The 20,858-nt window shown below is 38.5% G+C and carries 18 protein-coding genes; 9 read left to right on the top strand and 9 right to left on the bottom strand.

What is annotated here, in order from left to right:
* Nucleotide 1 precedes the first annotated feature (1 nt).
* From P3J6_RS09810 to P3J6_RS09790, 5 genes are all read left to right on the top strand, one after another.
* Complete coding sequence (locus tag P3J6_RS09810; RefSeq protein ID WP_198522892.1) at nt 2-781, top strand: hypothetical protein; 780 nt, start codon at nt 2-4, stop codon at nt 779-781.
* 61 nt (nt 782-842) lie between these two features.
* Complete coding sequence (locus P3J6_RS09805) at nt 843-1,106, top strand: hypothetical protein (protein ID WP_198522891.1); 264 nt, start codon at nt 843-845, stop codon at nt 1,104-1,106.
* Between the two features lie 40 nt (nt 1,107-1,146).
* A complete protein-coding gene (locus tag P3J6_RS09800) occupies nt 1,147-1,287 on the top strand; it encodes a hypothetical protein (RefSeq protein WP_198522890.1) in 141 nt (46 codons plus the stop codon).
* On the top strand, nt 1,287-1,820 hold the full coding sequence (locus P3J6_RS09795) for a glycine-rich domain-containing protein (protein ID WP_232735483.1): 534 nt from the start codon (nt 1,287-1,289) through the stop codon (nt 1,818-1,820). The genes P3J6_RS09800 and P3J6_RS09795 overlap by 1 nt, the downstream gene beginning before the upstream one ends.
* A 55-nt stretch (nt 1,821-1,875) precedes the next feature.
* Nucleotides 1,876-2,790, top strand: a complete 915-nt coding sequence (locus P3J6_RS09790; protein ID WP_198522889.1) for an NYN domain-containing protein — start codon at nt 1,876-1,878, stop codon at nt 2,788-2,790.
* 456 nt (nt 2,791-3,246) lie between these two features.
* Here P3J6_RS09790 and P3J6_RS09785 read toward each other — a convergent pair whose 3' ends face one another.
* The 3 genes from P3J6_RS09785 to dgt form a co-directional block, all read right to left on the bottom strand.
* Nucleotides 3,247-4,095 carry a substrate-binding periplasmic protein gene (locus P3J6_RS09785; protein ID WP_198522888.1) on the bottom strand — a complete coding sequence of 283 codons (849 nt, stop codon included), beginning with the start codon at nt 4,093-4,095 and terminating at the stop codon, nt 3,247-3,249.
* A 297-nt stretch (nt 4,096-4,392) separates the two neighbouring features.
* Nucleotides 4,393-5,838, bottom strand: a complete 1,446-nt coding sequence (locus tag P3J6_RS09780; RefSeq protein WP_198522887.1) for a hypothetical protein — start codon at nt 5,836-5,838, stop codon at nt 4,393-4,395.
* Between the two features lie 93 nt (nt 5,839-5,931).
* Nucleotides 5,932-7,395 carry a dGTPase gene (gene dgt, locus P3J6_RS09775; protein ID WP_198522886.1) on the bottom strand — a complete coding sequence of 488 codons (1,464 nt, stop codon included), beginning with the start codon at nt 7,393-7,395 and terminating at the stop codon, nt 5,932-5,934.
* A gap of 154 nt (nt 7,396-7,549) precedes the next feature.
* On the opposite strand from dgt, the gene P3J6_RS09770 reads away from it, so the two are divergent.
* Nucleotides 7,550-8,764: an alkaline phosphatase family protein gene (locus P3J6_RS09770; protein WP_198522885.1), complete on the top strand. Its 1,215-nt coding sequence runs from the start codon at nt 7,550-7,552 to the stop codon at nt 8,762-8,764.
* A gap of 119 nt (nt 8,765-8,883) precedes the next feature.
* Here the strand turns inward: P3J6_RS09770 and P3J6_RS09765 are convergent, their stop codons facing one another.
* Nucleotides 8,884-9,627, bottom strand: a complete 744-nt coding sequence (locus tag P3J6_RS09765; RefSeq protein WP_178956999.1) for a zinc-dependent metalloprotease family protein — start codon at nt 9,625-9,627, stop codon at nt 8,884-8,886.
* A 65-nt stretch (nt 9,628-9,692) separates the two neighbouring features.
* Nucleotides 9,693-10,409: a hypothetical protein gene (locus P3J6_RS09760; protein ID WP_198522884.1), complete on the bottom strand. Its 717-nt coding sequence runs from the start codon at nt 10,407-10,409 to the stop codon at nt 9,693-9,695.
* Between the two features lie 367 nt (nt 10,410-10,776).
* Between P3J6_RS09760 and P3J6_RS09755 the strand changes: the two genes are divergently transcribed.
* Nucleotides 10,777-11,934, top strand: coding sequence for a benzoate/H(+) symporter BenE family transporter (locus P3J6_RS09755; RefSeq protein WP_198522883.1), 1,158 nt, complete (start codon nt 10,777-10,779; stop codon nt 11,932-11,934).
* Between the two features lie 145 nt (nt 11,935-12,079).
* Here the strand turns inward: P3J6_RS09755 and hemH are convergent, their stop codons facing one another.
* The 4 genes from hemH to P3J6_RS09735 all read right to left on the bottom strand — a co-directional run bounded on the left by hemH (nt 12,080) and on the right by P3J6_RS09735 (nt 17,185).
* Nucleotides 12,080-13,099, bottom strand: a complete 1,020-nt coding sequence (gene hemH / locus P3J6_RS09750; protein ID WP_198522882.1) for a ferrochelatase — start codon at nt 13,097-13,099, stop codon at nt 12,080-12,082.
* 73 nt (nt 13,100-13,172) lie between these two features.
* A complete protein-coding gene (locus P3J6_RS09745) occupies nt 13,173-14,510 on the bottom strand; it encodes an HD domain-containing phosphohydrolase (RefSeq protein ID WP_138605720.1) in 1,338 nt (445 codons plus the stop codon).
* 81 nt (nt 14,511-14,591) lie between these two features.
* Nucleotides 14,592-16,004, bottom strand: coding sequence for a sensor histidine kinase (locus P3J6_RS09740; protein WP_198522881.1), 1,413 nt, complete (start codon nt 16,002-16,004; stop codon nt 14,592-14,594).
* Entirely contained in the window at nt 16,001-17,185 is a 1,185-nt protein-coding gene (locus P3J6_RS09735) for an FIST signal transduction protein (protein ID WP_198522880.1), read from the bottom strand. Before P3J6_RS09735 ends, P3J6_RS09740 begins: the two co-directional genes overlap by 4 nt.
* Nucleotides 17,186-17,548: 363 nt before the next feature.
* Between P3J6_RS09735 and P3J6_RS09730 the strand changes: the two genes are divergently transcribed.
* Nucleotides 17,549-19,558, top strand: coding sequence for an EAL domain-containing response regulator (locus tag P3J6_RS09730; protein WP_198522879.1), 2,010 nt, complete (start codon nt 17,549-17,551; stop codon nt 19,556-19,558).
* Nucleotides 19,555-20,712, top strand: coding sequence for an HDOD domain-containing protein (locus tag P3J6_RS09725; RefSeq protein WP_198522878.1), 1,158 nt, complete (start codon nt 19,555-19,557; stop codon nt 20,710-20,712). Before P3J6_RS09730 ends, P3J6_RS09725 begins: the two co-directional genes overlap by 4 nt.
* Nucleotides 20,713-20,858: the final 146 nt, after the last annotated feature.

The raw sequence follows: 20,858 nt of genomic DNA, 5'->3' as shown, positions 1-20,858 counted from the left end.
TATGGCTGAGACAGTTGACACTGAAATTGAACTTATTCCTCAAATTGCAAAGTTATACATCAAACAAAAAGTTTCTGATACGTTACCGAAAGAGCTTCATGATGCGTTAAATAATATATTTACAAAAGGGCATAAAGAATCAACCGATAAGCATGTTTCAAATAGCCGCATGCTTGAATATAGAAAGGCGATTATTGCTTCAAGCTTACCTAATTATGGTAAGCGTGTTGAGCATAGAGTGATTCGTGGTCGACGAGCCTCTATATATAATGCTTTGTGTCTGTATACATTGGTGGGTACTGCAAGTACAAAAAAAATATTTCAAGAATACTATGCTACCAAATCATCAGTTAATAAGCGTGAATTTAAACTGTTAGAACTATTCGCTAAAAAAGAGCTCAGTGCAGAGATGTTGTTTTTTGGAGTATCTCAATCTTCATTCGAGAACATTAAAAATAAATTGATTGATAATAACTTTAATTTATTCACTGAGCAGCTGCCGTCTCCTTTTCAAAGCTCAAAAACGGGTATTACTGATTTATCTCCTCTGAATGTTCTTTATGATAGGGATGTTAATTGGCATAGTTTTATAGAAAATTATATAAAAGCGGATAAAAAACTTAAGTCTAAAGAGTGCATAGAGGCTAAGAGCATCCTTCAAAATGTAACTGATAAACGTCTACTTCAGCTACCATTAGTTAAAGAATTAAGTGATAGCATCGATGCTCAAATCAATGAGAATAAAGATGCATGGGAGTATTTACACAATATTATAAATTAAGTGTTTGTAGTGCTCCGCACAAGTTCATTATTGAACTCAGTTAACCAACTGGAGTTTAATAATGAAATCAATGAATCGTTTACTTAAAACCCTCCCAAAATGTCAATCTGCTCGTTACGTAGCAGAGGCTAAAGATATATATAGTCATCTTTTACAAAGTCATAACTATAGAGATATTGGCGGCCGAAAACTCACTATTGACCCAAGCCTGATACGTTTTAAATTAGGTGATTACCGTTTGATTTTCGTATTCAAAAATGGAACTTTTCAACCTGTGGCATTTATTGCTCGCAAAAATCTTGAATCCCATTTAAAGCGAAGGTGAATAATGTTGTTCACATAATAATTAAATTTAGGAGGCTGTAATGGCTAAAAAAATAAGCCCTGCTGATAATGAAGCAAACCAAAAAAATGCGAATAAAGGTAACGAGGGTGTGAATCAGCAATATGCCAAAGTGCATGGGAATCGCGGTAAGCAATTGAATAAAAATGGAGGTAATAAATAATGGAACAATTAGTAGAAATTAAACCATCGCCTACTTTTCAGTTAAGTAAAAATATATACGAGCAATTACATTCTACTGTTTGTGTACTGAACTTTGAAAAACTGAAATGGAAATTGACGCAATCAGCTGAAGCAACTTGGAATGATGAGCTGTGTGATTTTGCTGAACTTGAATACCGCAAATTTTTATCACTTAAAAAGTGGTATCCCAAATTATCACTCGTTCCGAGCAAGTTAGTTGATAAGTTTTGGCACGAGCATATTTTAGATACACAAAGTTACACAAATGATTGTGATGTTTTATTCGGTTTTTACTTACATCACTATCCGTATTTTGGAATCTATGGTGATAAAGATCAATCCAAATTACAAAGCTCATTTGATGCAACGGTAGCAGTATATGAGAAGCATTTTGGTGCTTTTCCTACTGCTGAGCTTTATCCAATGGAGTCAGTACAAATGGCACGTTGCGAAGATCATGCATGTCATGTTCCTTCAACTTGTGCATGCCGTGTCCCTGGTGCTTGTAAGTAACTAACTGTAAGAGCTGCTTACTAGGCAGCTCTTTGCCCTTATTTAAGGATTAAAAATGAGTTTAATATTTGCTGTTTTAGTTGATGGAGAAAATGCGTCTTATAACACTTATTCAGCGGTGCTCGACGAAGTTGAAAAATATGGCACGGTGGCAATTAAGTGGGTCTATGCAGATTGGACATCTGTACAACACAGTAACTGGCAGAACATACTACATAAAACAGCCTCTAGTCCCAAACAACAATTTCATTATGGTAAAGATGCTGCTGACCATGCACTGGTGATGGATGCAATTGAGCTTATAAATAATAACCAACGAATTAATGGAGTCTGTATTGTATCAAGTGACGGTGGCTTTTACAGCTTAGCACAGCGGATAAGAGAGAAAGGATTACACATAATGGCTATAGGTAATGAAAGCACACCAGGGCGGCTTATTAAAGCTTGCCATAATTTTGTATTTTCAAAAAACTTAATAGACAGAGATGACTCAGAAGCTTTTAAAGACTTAAATACATTATTGATTACGGCTTATAAACGTTGTGTACAAAAGAATGAACCTGTTTATTTAGGTGACTTAGGTAGTGCGCTTAAAATGCTCGATTCATCGTTTGATTTTAGAAGTTACAGTGTTACTAGCTTAAAGGCGCTTATCAAAGAGAAGCCAAATCTTTTTGAAATTGCAGAAGAAAGCCACGACCGCTGCTTTATTAAACTCGCTAAAGAACAGACCCCTAATGCTAAAGGCGGTATGTTTGGTGAGATCCGTATGTTCGATAAAAATCGAGGGTTTGGATTTATCGCCTCAGACTATGGCGATTTTCATTTCAGTGTAAGTAAGTTATCAGGCGGGATTGACCAATATAAAGTGGGCTCGCAAGTTACTTTTTATTGCTCACAAGCAGGTAATAGTGAAAGATTAAACACTAATAAGTGCAAAAGTGTTGAGCAAGTAAATCTTTATTTTTAAAAGCGGTGCATTTCGCGTCAGCAAGTTGTGCGTCTGCATTGATAAAGGCCGCGGATGTGTTCGTTGCCAGTCGCTTGTTGCTCGAAACCGAAATTGGCGTTTAAAATAATCACAGCTGAAACTGGTTTCTACGATTTCAACTTACCAATTAATACAATGAGGCAATTAAGCATGCTATTCGCCTCACTTTTTGAGGCGAATAATGCGTGAAAGTAACCTAATTTAAAAGCGGTAGTTTTCGCGTCAACAAGCTTAACGGCTATGGTGGTAAAAGCAGCTTACTTCGAGTGACGAGCAGCGAGGCGCGGGTAAAATGCAAATGCCTATAAATACGCGATGTAAAATCGTTACTACAGAATAATATTTGGCTTTTGTACGGGCTTCGAGTAACGAGCTTTTGCTAAAACCTAGCTCGTAGCCCGAAACCCGCGTTCCAAACAATAAAGCCCCGTCAGGTCAGTCGGCCAGGGCGTTATTTGTGGGCTGATAAGCGCCATTATCTAACGCATCAAAGTAGGCTTGATAAAGACCGTTTTGCTTAAATTTAAGTAATTGCTGATTAAAAATTTCAAGCCGCTGTTTACTGTATTTGTTATTTTTAGGGAACATAATAAAGCTTTGGTTTATGAGTAAAGCTTTGGGATGATGGTTAATAGAGCTAAATAAGTTAGGTAACTTACTGGCCAAGATGTAATAGCCGACGCTTTTTTCTTCGGCAAAGGCGTCAATTCTGCCCATAGCTAAGCGTTTAAAGTTTTGCTCTGTGGTACTTACTCGCGACATATCAAATAGACCCGCTTGTAGTGCTTTATCAAACTCTTCGCCATAGCTGTAAGCAAGCCCACCACCGAGTAATAAGCCTTTTAAATCGTTTAGGTTTTGCCAATCAAAAGGGCGTTTTTTGTGATAAAAAAATACAAAACGCTCGTTTAATACAGGTTCACTGTAAAAATAATCCTCAGTGCGTTGTTGTTCAAACATCCATACGGCGGTGGCTGCGTATTTATCATTGATGGTGTCGTGGTAAGCACGCGGCCAAGGTAAAAAGGTAAAGTTAACTTTAATATTGGCTTGTGCAAATAAGTCGGTGATCAAATGGGCAATTACACCTTGGTGAGGCAATGATTCACTCATAAAAGGGGGCCATTCGCCGGTACTTATATTTAAAGTAGTGGTGTGTGTGGATTGCTCGTCTTTAGGTTGAATTGCTTCAATTGCGTTACTGTAATCACTCACCAAAGCCATCAGAAAAAAAGATGCGGTAAAAATAAGGTATCTTAATTTAGCTGATAACATCACGTGCATATGTATAGTTTACTCCTTCTGAGCCATTAGGTTGAGAGTGGCGCTGTTTAAAAAGTAGGCTATTGTAGTGAGTGAAACTGAATGCACGCTTAAACTATACCAATCCGCAATAATACTTAATCATTTTACGGGGCTAAATATGTCGCTACCTGCGTTAAAAAATTCTTTTTTATAACAACTAAATAGAAAACTTTTGCCTAGCTATCAACGCGTTTTTCCAGCCTCAAAATAGACCACTTAATTAAGCGAATTGGTACTAGATTTAAAGCCACCTTTGAATACGTTCAGCGTACTCTATTATTCTTTTGTTTGCATGTTTTTTGCACGTTCTTCAGCTTCAATTAGTGCTTGTGATTTAGGGGCACGTTGCTTTTCTTCTATTTTCGGTTTTTGCGGAGAATTTGGATCCCAACTTTCATCAAGCGATAAGTTAGCAAATGGGTTGCTGCTTTGTGGCGGGATATCAGGCTTAGTGGGTTCAACTGGCGATACTTTTACTTGTTCTGGTTTTATCGCACTTTTTTTAGTGGGTAAGGGGGCGTTGGGATCGAAGGTGCGTATTTCAGGCTCTTTAAAGTCGTGCTCGGTAGATGGCGTTAACGGTGAGCGCGGTTGTTTAGGCGAATGTAAGTCTGCCTTTGGCTGTTGAGGCGAAATGGGCTCAGCTGCAATAGGTGCTTCTTTTTTAGTCGCTGGTACAGGCTCGCTAGGCTGATTAACCGGCTTGCGCTGTTTTTTGATTGGTTTGGCTTCAGGGTCAAAGTCTCTTACTTGTGGCTCTGCATGCTCGGTGGCATTTTTTATCCGTTCTAAAGTGGCTTTAGCGGCGGCTTCAAACTCTGCGGTATTCGGTACTTGCTTTACTTTAACGGTGCTTACTTCGCTTGCGTCTAACTCGACACTTTCGGTTGTTGTTTGTTGCTCGTTTTTGCTGGTATCAAGAGTCTTAGATTCATCAATAGCAGTACTAGTTTGCTTGTTATCGCACTTAGTAGGAGGAGCAGCTAGTGGCATACTGGTTTCAGCAGACGTGTTATTTTGCTTAACATTGCGCAGGCGCATCAATACAACAACTCCACCTATTACCACCAAGAGTAGCGCCACACTGGGTAATACTAGCGACAACATGTTTGATTCTGTAGGGATTGATGAGGCAACGCCTTTAACTTGCTCAGTGGCATTTACAGTAACCGGCATGGCCGTTTGTAAAGGCTCTACCGTGGTTTTTGTGACAGCTGAAGTTGTGTTGCTTTGGGGGGTTGTATCAATGCTAAATTGATCATTTTTTAGAGCATCAGTTTGTTCTGCTATTGTTTTATTGGTTTGCGGCTCATTAGGCTCGGTAGTTGCTGCTGGTTCAGTTGTGTTCTGAGTGCGCTCTGTACTTTGATTGGGCGCTGTTGCTAGTTGCTGTATAAGCGGTGACTTAGCTTGCTCTTGCCCAATGGGGGTTGCAACTGATGAAACAGGCTCATTTACTTGCTGTTTAGTAATTTTAGGTTTGGGTTGTTCAATAATAGGTTGCGCTTTAGGCTTTGCCGTTGATTGAGTACGTGTAGCCGGATTGCTGCAGTTTTTTTTGTAGTCGCGAGCAGCGTTACGGTACTTTCGGCTGGTTTTGTCATTGCTGTATTGCTGCATTTCTTGTTTTATAAGAATGCACATCGCTTCGTTGTAAGCGCTACTACTAGCACTATAAAACAAAGCAAAACAAAAAAATAAGCAACTCAGTAACGGTTTCATAAAACTCAAAAGCGGTTAAGCATCAATGCCCTAATTTTAAGCGCAAAGTAAAAAATTATCTAGGGCTTAGCAATTTCACGATCTGAGCATGGCTTAGTCAATCACCATTAAGCTACGGTACTCGTCGTAAGCAAATTGGTCGGTCATGCCGCTTATGTAATCTTGGATGAGTCTACATCTGTAATAAAACTCATAAGCCGCAAAGTGGTCGGGCTCTTCTTGCATGGCATTTATGGCGTGCTGATAGCTACTTAAATGTTTTTTAGAGAGCTTTTTAACTAATCTCGATTCTATTAATAAACGATTGTCGCCATGTAGTGCGCGTTTAAAGTCGTCGCTAGTTAATTGCAGTAACGGTTTATAGCATTCTAGTAGGCCATTAATAATACGGTAGCCTTGTAGTTCGAGCTTTTCGACCTCTTTATGAGAAAACACATGCTCAAGTGCCACTTGCTTAAGGGCTTGGGTTACTGCATGCAGGTAGCTGCGATCTTCTAATAATGCATGGTTAAAGTCACCATGATAAATTGGCTCTATGTTTTCAATAAAGCGTTTTGCGGCATGATTCACTAATGGATGCAGTAACGATACGCGTAAATAAATAAAAAATTCACTATTAAAATTAAAGGGCTGTGCTTGCGCGCGTTCAATAGCGTAATTAATTGCATCATCTACAAAGCTTTGGTGCTGGGTGTCGTTTAGGGCTAAGTTAATTAGCGCTTTTTGATACTGCTTTTTTAATTGCTCGCACAAATGCTGAGTGCTTATTATGTCTTTTTCTACCGCATCTTCTATGTCAGCCAAGCAATAAGAAATATCGTCTGCGGCTTCCATTATGTAACTGGCAGGGTGGCGGCAATGCGGCTCCATTTTTAGCTCTGTTTGTAGTGCTTCTATAAAGCTTTTTTCGCTGTAGTAGTAGCCTACTTTTTTCATAATGTAGTTTTTATTTTGTGGAATATCATGCTTCGATAGGCTGGCAGGGCGGGTGTACTTTAAAATTGCCGCACTTTGGCTGTAGGTTAAATTTAGGCTGAGCAATGAGTGAATAATACGTATGCCTTGGGCGTTGCCTTCAAAACTGCAAATATCTTGCGCTAAATGTTTAAAAATAATGCCTATACTGCTATTAGCTGTTTGGCAACGCTCAGGCGTAATACTTGCCAAGTTAGCATTAAACCAATTATTAATGGCGGCCTCGCCAAAGTGACCAAACGGCGGGTTACCAATATCGTGCATTAGGCAGGCCATTTCTACTAGGGTTTCTAGCGGGCGTTCTAAGCCGGATAAACCATATTCTTTTTGCTGTTGGTAATTTAGATTGGCAAAAACACGCTGCACGATAAATCGACCAACTTGTTGTACTTCTAATGAGTGAGTAAGACGTGAGCGCACTGCTGCGTTGCGCTCAAGCGGAAATACTTGGGTTTTTTGTTGCAGGCGACGAATGGCTGCGCTGTTAATAATGCGGCCACGATCGCTCTCAAGCGCCATTTGTAAATTGGCTGTAGTGCGCTGCATTCGCGCAGGGGTGATTTTGCTACTGAAGTCGATCATGGCAATCCTTTTTATTTTTCACGTTAAGCTCTTATTTAATGCAGAGTTATGTTTTTTAGTGAGCCATCTTTAATCTATCAGCATGTATCATAAAGTAACAACTTGCTTTAGTATTATTTTTTATAAAATTAACATACATCTATAGGTGTTTAAAATGAAGTTGTGGATCACAAAGGCAGTCTATTTTTGCCTTTTATTAGGGATGAGTAATGCGTTTGCAGCCAAAGAGCAAACCGTAGTGATGATTTCAATTGATGGCTTGCGTTGGGATTATATTGAAAAGCACGGTGCACCCAATTTAAAAGCAATGGCTGAGCAAGGGGTTAGAGCACAAAAAATGCAGCCAGTTTACCCTACTAAAACGTTTCCAAATCATATTTCGGTGATTACTGGTTTACTACCCGTTAACCACGGTATTGTTGACAATAAATTTTGTGACAAAGCGCGCAATAATCAATGCTACAGCATGGGTAAAGGCCAAAAAGACAGTACCTGGGTACGTGGTACTCCATTATGGAATTTAGTAAAAATGCATGGGCTTAAATCGGCGGTGTATTTTTGGCCTGAGTCGGATGCGCGCTTTAATGGTATGACGCCAGACTACTATTTTCATTATTCCAAACAAGGTAACTACCAAGACAGAATTGACCAAATTGTACAGTGGTTAAGTTTGCCTAAGGCGCAGCGCCCACGTTTTGTAGCCAGTTATTTTTCGCTGGTTGATAGCATAGGGCATGAGTTTGGCCCAGATGCAGTACAAACACGTGACGCCGTTCATAAGTTAGATGCATTAATGGGGCAATTACGTACTCGCTTGAGCAAATTATCTCAGGATATTAATTTAGTCATTGTTTCTGATCATGGCATGGCAAAGGTTGATCCTGAGCAAAGCATTATTGTCAGCAGTTTACCTAAAGATGATAATTTTATTATTGTGAATACCGGACCTCGTTTACTTATTTATACTAAAAGCGATGCTAAAAATGCAGATATTGATGCATATAAAGCACGTTTACAAAAAGCGGCTAAGGGGCGTTATAGTGTTTTAAGTAGTGAGCAGCTTGAAGGCTACCATTATAATAGCGGGAGTAGAGTGGGCGATATTGTGGTGCAAACCAATGCGCCTGCGGTATTTAGTAACGGTACTAAGGCGCCTTATTTAGGTACACATGGCTATGCTTATAGTGATGATATGGCTGCCTCCTTTATAGCAGCAGGTCCTGCGTTTAAAAAAGGTGTAAGTATTGAGCTGGTGAATAATTTAGATATTTATCCTGTGCTTGCCAAAGTAATGGGGTTAACGCTAATGAGTGAAGTAGATAGCGATGGCAAAACTTTACTTCCTGCAATAAAAGCAGGTAATGATTAATCATCAAAAAAGAGCGCCGAGGCGCTCCGCAAGGGAAACTTAATTGGTGTAAATGGGTAATAATTTACCCATTTATTTAATGCTAATTCTTAGAATAAGCTCATTATTCACAATTGAGATTATTTAAAGTTGGCAATACTGGTTTTTGTGTCGGTTACAGTACGAATAGCATATGCTTGGTTAGTCACACCAAATGGAATACCGTTTACGCTCCAATTTGGGTTTGAGAAATAATCGTACTGAGTCGCACTACCAAACACATGCGGGTAAGCCATAATACTGGCAAATTCATTTTGTACACCGTGGCCCATGCCATCAACGTATACACCGCCACTAGTTGCGCCTTGTTTACGAGAGTGTGTCAGGCCTTGATTATGACCTAGTTCATGTACGAATGTTGTAGCACCACAATCAACAGCTGTAATTGAGTACATACGATCGCTCATTGAGCTGTATAAATTGCCATTTGTGCCTTGACCAACCCAAGCAATACCACATGAAATTAAACCGCTACCCGCACTTTGGCCTGTACCTAGTACGGCTACCATGTCTGCTTTCCAATCGTTACGTAAACCATTTACGTAGCTGCTATTTGTCACAGCGTCTAGCCAATCTTCTGAAGGGGTTATTGCGTGGCTACCTAAGTTTTGAGAGCCTACTAAACGCAGTGTAATATCAACGCCATTTTGGCTATATACTTGATTACTAAAAGCAATAAGCTGATTAATCTTAGTGTTAATATTACTGGTAGCGGCAGCTGATTGGTCGGTATATAAAATACCGATATCAATTGTTTCTGCTGATACTGTGCTTGCTGCACATAATGCTGTTGCAATAGCGGCTGTTGATATTATTTTTTTCATAGTCGTATTTCCTTTCTTTTATGATTGCAGTTTTACTGCTGTGTCGTCTTTGTTTAGATTAAAAATTAAATAGAGGGTGACTTTTCATCACTGGGTGCAAACGGATCTCCACCATCAGTATTTTTTGGCGAGGGTTCACCTACTTGGTGTTCTATATGTGATTTGTATAAGTCACGCTTTGCTGCAATCCAGCCATACTGTCCTTTGCTTTCAAACACATAGTTGCCACTTGGGGCTGTAAATTGACCATATACTGCATCCTTGCCAACGGTTAATATGGTGGTGTGCATTGCTCCATTAGCACCAATCACTTGGCCAACAATACTTTTATCGCCGTTACTTGCACTGGAAACGTTAGTTATTTCAGCGCTGTAGGTTTCTGCGGTTTGCGGTATAGCGAGATCAAAATTATCCCCTGCTTTAAGGGCTTTAAGTGCTGCTAAATCAAATTCTATATAGGCTTCATTTTGTAAATCGGTAGGCAGTACTTTTGCCGCTTTAAGTATTTCTTTGGCCTTAGTTGAAGGCTTATTTATTGCATCAAACGAGTCTTCAGTGTCGGCTAGTTTTTCTTCTGAGGGTTTGACTGTAACAGGGTCTTTACTCATATCAATTGGCAATGGCTTACGTGTTTGTTTTACAAACTCAGAATCAACAGGGACGATGTCTACGGCAATAGGGGCTACTGCCTCCTTATCGATTTTTTTCTGATTCTCAAGCAGCGTATAAATGGCAAATACAGACAAAGGAATAGCGATAATTAAAACAATGTAACGTTTCATCTGTTTCTCTTTTAGGGTAATTAGTGAAATAATTGTTAAGTTTTATATTAAAAATAGGATGAGATCAAATTTAAATTGTAACCATAAAGTGTTAATGGGTTTTTTTATAACTCATTGTAAGTATTTACTTTGCCTTTTTTTGGTATGTGTTTTTAGCTTAAGAATTACGGCTTTTTACAGCAATAATGCGCTCTGCGGCTTGTTTTTAGGTACGCGTTTATTTTTTAAATGGCAATGATTTTGATAGGCAAAAATTGATCAATAAAAAAATTTATTAACGTGATGTTTTTTCATATTCATTATTCAAAATTGCAATGTAAAAATAGGCAAAGTATGTTGTAACGTTAAAGCATGAAATGAGGGAATTATGGCAGGGACTGATCAATTACTTAGTCGCACTATGGCGGGACTTGTTGCCGTTATTATTGGTTTTTCAAGTTCGATAGCATTGATTTACCAAGTGGTGATCACTTTAGGTGGCACACCTGACCTAGTGGCAAGCTGGATATTAATGCTGGGCTTGGTGATGGGCAGTACCTCTATTGTGTTGTCGTTTTATTATAAAGTGCCGATTTTAATTGCATGGTCGACCACAGGGGCTGCACTACTGATTTCAAGTGCTCAAGGCTATAGCTTACATGAAGCGATAGGCGCATTTATGTTATCAGCCTTTTTGGTGCTGGTGTCGGGAGTAACCGGGTGGTTTGAAAAAATCATGAACCGTATTCCTAGTGAACTGGCTTGTGCCATGTTAGCGGGAGTATTAGTGACATTTGGCATTGATGTGTTTAACTTTATGAACGATATGCCATTAGTTATTGGTTTAATGGTGGTGGTGTACTTTATTGGTAAGCGCTTTTTTGCCCGTTTTGCGATGCTAAGTGTGTTGCTAGCGGGTATATTTTTAGCGTGGTATATGGGTAATATCGATACCAGTACCGTGCATTGGCAAGCCAGTAGTTTTGCATATATAGCGCCAAGCTTTAGTTTGCAGGCATTTGTAAGTATAAGCATTCCTTTATACATAGTAACTATGACCTCACAAAACTTACCCGGTTTCGCTATTTTGAAAGCACATAATTATAAAGCGCCTATATCATCGTCATTAACTGTGACCGGGTTAATAAATTGTGTGACGGCTCCCTTTGGCACTTATTCTATAAATTTAGCAGCCATAACAGCGGCTATTTGTATGAGCGAAGAGGCTGATAAAGACCCTGATAAGCGTTATTGGGCAAGTATTGCTGGTGGCGTGTTTTATATAATAATGGCGCTATGTGCGGCTATGCTTGTGGCAATTGTGGCAAGCTTGCCACAAGCATTGGTGTTAGCGTTGGCGGGTATTGCTTTGTTTGGCACTATTGCCAATAGTTTACAGCAGTCTTTGCATAGTGCTGAATATACTGAAGCGGCTATCATTACTTTTTTAGTCACTGCCTCAGATTTAACTTTATGGTCGGTAGGCTCTGCCTGCTGGGGAATAATAGCCGGGGCAATCACATTAATAGTGACACGTAAGCGCTAAGCTCAGCTTTGAGTTATAAGTTGTCAGCTATCAGAAAGTGATACAAGAGAAAGCGCGAGATATACTCGCGCCTACAAGCTTTCACCGCACTTGGCTAATCTCCAGCTGAGCGCTGAGAGCTAAAACCTAACCGCTGCTCTCTTTTTTATAGCATTGGCTTTAACACATCAAACATGGCGTCGATATGATCGTCACGATCGTTCAGGGCTGCAATGTATCGGTATTTTTCGCCGCCAGCTTCTTCAAAAATTTCGCGGTTTTCACCTTCTAATTCTTCAAGTGTTTCTAGGCAGTCGGCGCTAAATGCAGGGCTTATAATTGCGATATCTTTAATTCCTTTGCCAGGTAAGCTCTCAAGAGTTGCATCTGTATATGGTTTTAACCATTCAGCTTTACCAAAGCGACTTTGAAAAGTAGTGATCACTTTATCTTTGTCTAGCCCTAGTTTTTCAACCACTAATCGTGTTGTTTGTTGACATAGGCAATGATAAGGGTCGCCATTATCTAAAAACTGTTTAGGCATACCGTGGTATGAAAACACCATTTTTTGTGGCATTCCATGTTTTTCTAAATCTTCACTAATACTATTAGCGAGTGACTCAAGGTACACTGTATTTTTGTGATACCCGTTTACAAAGTGCAGCTCTGGTACCCAGCGCCATTTTTTTAATACATTGGCAACTGCATCAAATGTGGAGCCTGTAGTTGGGCTTGAATACTGCGGATAAAGTGGCAGCACAATAATACGGGTTAAACCTTTGTCTCTAAGCTCTTCAAGGCCCGCTTCGATTGATGGGTTACCATAGCGCATCGCCATAACCACTTCGGTGTTGGTATAGCCATGCTGTTTTAATAAGGCATTTAATTTAAGGCTTTGCTGGCGCGTAATATGAGTTAGCGGAGAGCCATTTTCGGTCCATATACTCTTATATAACTTAGCTGAGCGTTTTGGACGAATGCGTAAGATAATGCCATGGAGAATTATCATCCACACAATGCGTGGAATTTCTACAATGCGTGGATCAGATAAAAACTCACGCAAGTAAACACGTAATGCGCTTGCTGTGGGGGCATCTGGGCTGCCTAAGTTGGTCAGTAATATTCCCGTTTTTTGGTTAAAACGCCCGTCGTGGGGATTATCGGTAACGGCAGAAAATCGCGACACGTTGTGCTCCTTCAAGCAAAGTTATTAATTTATTTAAGCCCATTGTAACGAATAAAAGAGCAATTTAGATCAATCATTTAGCCGTTTTAACCATAATTCTAAACGGAGTCGGCTTTTTGGCTTCAAGTTGTTGTAGCTTAACAATCGATTTTGAATTGAAAACATGCTCTTTGGGTAAAAGCATAATGCCTGTATGGCTGTGTAGTGAGTTTGCCAGTGTCATATTTTCTTCAAGCTCTTGAGCGCAAATTATTTTAATTGAGCCAATAGAACTATCAGAGGTAATTAATTTAGTATGGCTTGCTTCAAGTGCATCGACAATACGCGGGTGATATAAGCTACCACTATTGGCCTTAATATTACCGAGCGCCGCCTCATGGCGTTGTTTTGTTGTAAGTAATGGATCGCTTTGCTCATAATGCTCCCAGTAATCGCGAGCTACGCTGAGCACCATAGCACCAATTGGAATATCGTTTTTAGCAAGTCCTTTGGGGATACCTTGGCCGTTGTATCGCTCGAACTGGTGATAAATTGCATCAGAAACATCGCTCAAGTGAGTCGCTGGCATGAGCATTAATTGTGAAATACTCGGGTGGGTGTAAAACGTTTTGCGCTGTACTTCATTAAGTTCGTTAATAGGTTTGTTGTAAAGCTCAGGATCCATTGCAAGTAAACCAATTTGAGCTAAATATCCTGCAATAGGCGCAAGCGTGATACTTCTTTGCGATACATTAAGGTAACGCGCTATTTGCGTGCATGTGCCGGCAATGTTCTCTGCTCTTTTACCATCGAGATACGGATTTGCATTAATAAAATTATAAAGCAGTTCAACAGTCGATTGATGCTCTCTTTTTTCACTTTCATTAGCGACTTCTAGTTTTTTTAATACACTTCTAATTTGATTTGTTCGTTTATCGACCAGCTGCTCTAAATTAGTATTGAGCTCTTTTAGTTGCTGGTTCTGAGATTTTACATGCTGTTGTAAAATTTCATTTTGCTTTTTTAGTCTAAATTTTTCTACGCCTGACTGGATTACACTTACTAAGTGATCATTTTGCCAAGGTTTTTGCACATAAGCATGAATACCCCCTTCGTTAACCGCACTGATTGTTGACTCTAAATCGGAAAAGCCAGTTAACAAAATGCGTTGGCTATCGGGGGCGAGCTTTCTGGCTTTGGCTAAAAACTCTGCCCCGCTCATGTGTGGCATGCGCATGTCGCTTATTACGACGTCAAACTCTTTACTTTGCATTTTTTCAAGTGCATCTTGGCCATTGGTTGAAACACTCACATCAAATTTATATTGACGAAGTAAGCGTACTAAAGATTTGAGTACATTAGCTTCATCGTCCAAGCATAAGATGCTCGGAGGCTGTTGATTTAGCTGTTCTAATTGGGCAATGTCTGTCATTTATCTTCTTACCACCAACATAATTATAAGTTTAATTTAGTCTAAGCTTTGGCTGTAAACAACTGATAATGTATTAAAAATTCACTCTTTAGCGATTTTTTTTGCATTTAAAATACTCAATGCATCGTCAGTTAATATCGGTTTTTTAGGTAAGGTAATATTAAAAATAGTGCCTTGATTTATCTTACTTTTAACACTAATTAGGCCACTGTGTTGTTCTATTATTGCTTTACTTATAGCAAGCCCTAATCCTGTGCCTTGGCCAATTGGTTTTGTAGTAAAAAAAGGGTCAAAAATTTTATTTAATTTGTCCTCCTTAATTCCACTACCATTATCGGCAATCGTTATATAGGCATTTTTTTTATCGGCTTTAGTAGTAATAGTGATCACCCCAACTTTGTCGCAAATAGCTTGAGCGGCGTTAAAAAATAAATTTAAAAACACTTGGGAGAGTTGGGTCGAACGACCAGTGATGATGATTGGTTCTGTATTGAAGTGCTTTTCGACCTTGGCACTGTATTTAATTTCGCTCCAGGCAACACGTAATGTATTATCAATAAGCTCAGTTATATTTATATCGCCAATTTTAGTTTGATCTGGATGAGCAAATTGCCTTAACCCTTGAACAATCTCTTTAACACGATCAGCCCCTTCAGTCATTTCAGCAATGATATCGCTTGAGTCTGATTGTAATCCATCAAATTGAAAATGTTGTAACAAATCTGCTAATGTTTGCTGCGTTATGACACTCTCTGTCTTAAGAGCGTTAATGAAATGGCTAAATTGCTCAAGGTTGTATGCCAAATTTTGAATGTTACTAACTATGTAACTTAAAGGATTATTTATTTCGTGCGCAACGCCTGCCGCCATTTGCCCTAACGAAGCCATTTTTTCAGAGTTAATTAACACTTGCTCGATGTTATTTTGTTTTTCCTCCATTTCTTTTTGTTTAACAAGTAAGTTTCGTTTTTCAAATTGTGAAATGGTATTACCTGCAAAACTGACAAAGCGCTGCATTAAAGTAATATCGTGCTGATTAAACGCGCCAATTTTTTCAGAAAAAATATAGAGCTGGTAGCTCTCTGTACTTGTATTTACTGGAGTGGTGAGCATGGCATATTGCGAATGCCAAAAAGGGTCGGTTACTTGCCAATTAGGGAGTTGATGTAAGTTAAATATATTTTTAATATTTCTATCGGGTCTATTAAGTACTTCCAGCTGGGTAATTATTGCATCGCTATTCGGATGCGACGCTGTAATTAACGTAGCCATTACATCTTTTGGATTTATTTTAATTAAAATAGCCGCAGAAAAGGCAATGGCCTGATGCAAAATATCAAAAAACTCAGTGAGTAAGGTTTCTGTGTTGTCGTTTTTTAAGATTATATCTAGACCATTTAAAATCAAACTATTAAAGGCACGGTTTTCTTCAAGTGCTAAATTATGAACTTGTAATAAGTGTAGCTTTTCTAACAGTATTTCATTGTTACTCATATTGGGTCACCAAAAATTTCGCATGAGATCATTAAGTTACCATGTTTACTGGTCGCATCGCTGAATGTCCCGAGCTCCCCGAAAGTAAAGCCTATAATAAACGGAATAGTGGGAAGTTGTGTTTCAATAGATTGCTTTACTTCGTGCATTGCCTCTTTAATTGATAGCATACAACCACCGCAAAAAATAATAACACCACCGGTAATATTTTTTATAGCATGGAGTTCTGCCAATTTAGTTAATGAGGTGACAACCATATCAGCTCGCTTTATTAATTGCTCTGGGCTTCCTGAGGCAAGGTAAACCGTATCGCCAACATGTAGGTTAGAAAATAATTCTAACGATCCATTTTTTGCTATAGCTGGATGACTTAACAATAATCGTGGGATTTCATCATCTGAAGCAAAAGCTCTTGATAGCGGGGTCATTGCTGATTGGGCAAGTATATTTCCCGCTTTTAACTGTCCAAACCCTAGGTTTTTACGCCATTGATTATAAACATCAAAAGCGGGCTGGTTATCGATTGTTTTTAATAAACGTCCTTCAATATTGGTAACTATGCCCTGCTGGTTGGTTATATCGTAGCCTGAACTATAAAAGCCGAATGTTTCTACAGACGGATATAACACCGCAATGATAAAACCTTGTTGGTATACATTTTTAGTATCGCTGAAACACCACTTTGCCGAAATGTCGTTATCAGCGCAACTTCCTCCAAAAACAGGTATACGCTGCCCAATAGCATCTTGGATTCCTTGTAGCACTAGTTCTTCGTTCCCTGGGACTTGAAAGCACCAGACCATTTTTGGGGCGAGTCCTGTTTGGCCTGCATTAGCAATAGCTCGGAGTACAGTGTTAGCTGCATTTTCTCTTAGGTTATTAGTTGTATTGCAACTGGCAATTCCATAATGACCCGTTGGGTCTTTGATAGAGAATAAACTAATACTTTGCTCATTTAACGATAAATTTTTTTCGGTTGATGAGCCAAGACAGGAGGAGATGATTAAGCAATTTTGAGTGTTTTTTATCACGTTGGGCTGGCTATTATAAAGATATTTAATGGTATCGGTTGTAGCAAACCCGAGCAGTAAATCGGGACTGTTGTTTGTAAACTGACTTACAGGTTTGATAAATTTATCTATATCGCTGCCGTGAGTGTGAAAAGTTTCAATGGCGAACATAGATGCCCCTTGGTAATAATAGCCACAACGCTGGATGTTTTTAACTAAAAATAATCACTTAGAATTTATTCTAGACTATTATTATATAAAGTGAACTGGATGGCTTATTTTTAAAAAGTATCATTTTTGTTTAAGTTGTATCTAGTGATTGCAATCACTTATTAATGATAGAAACCTTAAACCAATATAGGTGATCTGAAAAGGTATCAGTTAGATAGACAGTTACAGCTAAGTGGCATTATTGCGTATGTAGTTAGATACAACATACTTGTGCTGATGTGAACATTTTTGGTTGCTTAGCAAAGGGTACTTAGAAGAACAATCAAGTTAGCAAGAGTACAACCCCATTTTGAGGTGTAGATAGTGGCTTTGCGAATTTTATTAGTAGACGATGAACTCAATGTATTGAAATCTTTAAAGCGAGTACTTGCTCGTTCTGGTTATGATGTGCTGACGGCATCCTCTGGTTTTGAGGCACTTGAAGTATTAGCGGCTAATCAAATTGAGATAATCATTACTGATTTTAGAATGCCAGAAATGAACGGCGCTGATTTATTACGCCAAGTTAAAAGTCGCTGGCCTGATAGTGTAAACCTAGTACTGAGTGGGTATGCTGATTTTAAGTCTGTGGTTGAGTTACTGAATCAGGGGTTAGTATTTCGTTTTTTAGAAAAGCCATGGGTCGATAGTGAGTTACTTGAGAACATCAGCGAAGCGAAAGTTAAATATGAACAGCGCCGAGCAAAAAGAGTAAGAGATCAATTATTAATGGGCAGTATGTCTGGCTTAATAGAAATAGACAATAACGGTATTATAAATCGTTTTAATGCACCTGCAGCTGAAATTATTCCAGATATTCATTTATATGAAAATAAACACCTCGCTTATTTAGATACAGCTCAAAACAAATCAGTAAGTCAGTCATTTGTTGATAAGAAAAGCAGTACACTTTTTATTAATTATGCACACGCCTCTGATCTAGCTAAAAACGAAGAAGTTATGATAGAGCGTTGTTTAAATGATGATTATTTTCAACTCTTAAAATTATCGAGCAACTCAAATAGCATGAGTAACATTTTTCAACTTACTAGAACACAGTCGGTGGTAACCAACGAGTCTGACTTTTACCATCATTTAACGCTGTGTGAAGCGAATAAAAAATGTTATGCCTTAGTTTATTTAGGTATTGCCCAGTTTCAATTAATTAATGATTTGCTAGGTGCAGAAGATGGCAACCACCTTATAAAATTGGTTTTGAAAGTGTTAAAAAGCGTATCGGAGAAATCTGTCAAAGTTTTTCATAAGAGCGCCGATCGATTTGTATTATTTGTTCCGGAAATTAAATCTGATAGTGAAGTTTTAAGTGATTTAAATAAAGCGATTGAGCAGTTAAATAAAATTCTACCCAGAAAATATATTGACGCTCATGTGCAGCTATATGGTGTGTATGGTTTGTTTCCTGAGGATAATTTAGAAGGAAAAGAACTCGTAAATCAGATGCAGTTGACGTTGAATTATCAATTAGGTGAGCAGCAGCGTATTTTTTCCCGATTTGATCCTCAGCTAGTAGCCGACTATAGAAAGAATTTTGAGTTAAGCCGTTTATTACTAATCGCGGTAAATAAAGATGAACTGTCACTACGTTTTCAGCCAAAAGTTAACATTGAAACAGGACAAGTACACAGTGCTGAGGCGCTCATTCGCTGGTATGAGCCAAGTAAATATGGTTGGGTTCCTCCTGCTCATTTTATTCCGATTGCTGAATGTGATGGCCAGATAATACCAATAGGGCGTTGGGTTATTTCTCAAAGCTGTAAAACGCTAAAATATTGGGGTGATAACAATATAGGTGTGAGCGTGTTGGCTATTAACTTATCTGCTAGGCAATTAAAAGATGATCCCGGTTTGATTGACTATGTGCTGGAATGTTTAAGCTGCAATGGTTTAGAGTCATCACAGTTGGTTTTTGAGTTAACAGAAACCTATTTGATAGAAGATTTTTCTGCTTGCGAACAACAATTAAAAAGGTTAAAAAAGTTAGGGGTTAAGCTATTGATTGATGATTTTGGCGTGGGTTATTCATCACTTGGTTACCTTTCTAAACTGCCAGTAGATGGGGTTAAACTGGATAAAGCGCTTATTACTGATATTGAATCGTCTTTAGCGATGCAAAGTATGATTCGTAATATTACGCGTATGTCTCATGATCTTGAGCTTGTAGTGATAGCTGAGGGAGTAGAAACTGCCTTTGAATGCGAAATAATTAAAAAATTAGGCTGTGACTACATACAAGGTTATTACTATTCGCAGCCTTTAGAATCAGATGATTTTTGTAATTATTTAAACCATGCAAACACTCAAGGTGCTAAATGAAAGCGATTAAAGTAATCATTTTAGATGACGATGCTTTTTTATTAAAAGTATTGCAAAGAACTATTCATCGAGCATTCCCAGAGGTTGATATCATAACGACTGCGGATATTGATGAGTTTTGGCAACTTTTAAGTACCACAAAAGACGTTGATTTAGTATTGAGTGATTATTTAATGCCGCAAATGAATGGGCTTGATATTTTAGAGCAATGCTCTTCAAAGAACCCCTATCCGGTTAGAGCATTACTTACCGGTGATATGAGGTTGAGTACTATGATACAACAACCTAATATTGTTCATGCTTATCTTGCTAAACCGTTTAATGAGGCAGACATAGCTGCACTTTTTAATAATGTGGCGGCGTTAAAGTCATTGCCTTTTGCTTATAATGTGCGTAGACAGTTAGGGGCTATGATCAGTTTTCCTGTTTATCCTCTTATTTTAAAAGAGCTCAGAGACTTAGTGCAAAGCGATGAATTTGATTTACATGATATTGCCCATGTTGTTTCTCAAGAGCCAATAATAACGGCTAAATTGTTGCAACTTGCAAACTCCGCTTATCTTGGTTTTGTAAGGCCAACATCGTCAATAGATGAGGCTGTTTCGAGGCTCGGTACCACGATATTAATGGCTATCACCACTTCTTTATTGGTTGCTAAAAACTTTGAATCGTCTATTCCTGTTGATGTGCATGAAAAGCAATTGAATATAGCGGCGAATTACGCTAGTTGTGTTAAGGATTTTGCAAAGCTGGCTGGTTTTAACTTGCATGATCAAGAATTGTTATTTTCAGTGGCGTTATTGAGTTTTGTCGGCAAGATCATTTTATTATCTCAAGCTCAAAGCGATGTGTCAGATGAGCATGCGCAAACCATCAGCGATGGATACGTAAGTGCCAATTTTATTTCTGCCTACGTTTTAAAGTTATGGGGATACGACACAAAAATATGTAACTTATTAATGAGTTGCCACGATTTAGATGGCACTGATGATAATGAGTTAACTCTGTTTAATCACATGTTGTATATAGTTTGGCAAATTATTTTTGACGAGCAACCCCCCATGCAATTACGTGCATACTGTGACTCAAAAGGCGTAGACCCTTTACTTTGCCATGTTATTAGTGAATTTGATTGGCATAGTTATACATCTTAAATAGGCCCTATATAAAATAACGTATAATAAACGGGCTGTACTACACAACCACCTATTTATAATCTCTTCTGAGTTCCCTTTCTTATTTTTTATTATCTACTTTAGTCTAATAAAAACCGTATAAAACGTTATTGTAAGTACGTTTT

This window comes from Pseudoalteromonas sp. 3J6 (genome assembly GCF_903995135.1).
GTDB lineage: Bacteria > Pseudomonadota > Gammaproteobacteria > Enterobacterales > Alteromonadaceae > Pseudoalteromonas.
The sequence above is the reverse complement of the archived record's forward strand: the minus strand, read 5'-3'. Positions and strand labels throughout refer to the sequence as shown.